The organism is Bacillus salacetis, assembly GCF_003581585.1.
GTDB classification, from domain to species: Bacteria; Bacillota; Bacilli; order Bacillales; family Bacillaceae_B; genus Rossellomorea; species Rossellomorea salacetis.
Genome location: NZ_QXIR01000088.1, coordinates 1 through 628, shown reverse-complemented (window position 1 = coordinate 628; position 628 = coordinate 1). Strand labels below are relative to the sequence as shown.

The 628-nt window shown below is 42.5% G+C and carries 1 protein-coding gene; it reads right to left on the bottom strand.

The window, feature by feature from the left end; translation table 11 throughout:
- Positions 1-432: recombinase family protein (locus tag D3H55_RS23725; RefSeq protein WP_168413251.1), on the bottom strand; the 432-nt coding region annotated here is incomplete at its 3' end.
- Between the last annotated feature and the right edge of the window lie 196 nt (positions 433-628).

The following is a 628-nucleotide window of genomic DNA, read 5'->3' as shown; positions in this document are numbered from 1 at the left end:
GACGGATGTATCAATATGCTCTTTTTCAAAGAAGATCCCAACTTTCATTGCATTTAGCTTTTCAACGATCGTCAGCAATTCTTCTGCATTTCGTGACAGACGAGATACATTTTTGGTCAAGATAAAATCGACTCTTCCTTCCTCGCAGTGGCGAAGCAGCCGTTGTAGTCCCCGCTGTCCCTTGGCGCTGGTTCCACTCGTTCCGTTATCGACATACACTCCAACAAACTTCCAATTTGGCTTTTCGCGAATCAGATGGGTATAGTGGCTCACCTGATTTTCAAGAGAGCGCAATTGTACGTCTAAAGAAGAACTGACCCGGCAATAAGCAGCGACTTTTACCTGTTTTTCTCCTATTAACGGACTTTCTTCCCTCGCTTTGACTGGGTTCCAAAGTGTGCGGACCCACAATCCTTTCTGTAATTCATCCAATACAAAAACCCCTTTCCTATAAGTGATAATGGTTCGTGTCCATCTATCACTCACATCCCGAGAACATTCAAGTTCTTTTTCCGGGTGGAAAGAGGTTTATGTTTATTCAATTAGATTTAGCTTATTTTTTCTTAGGAGTCTTACGTTCTCTTACACAGAGGGTCCGTTTCACCCCGCATTTAAATTGAAATTCAAC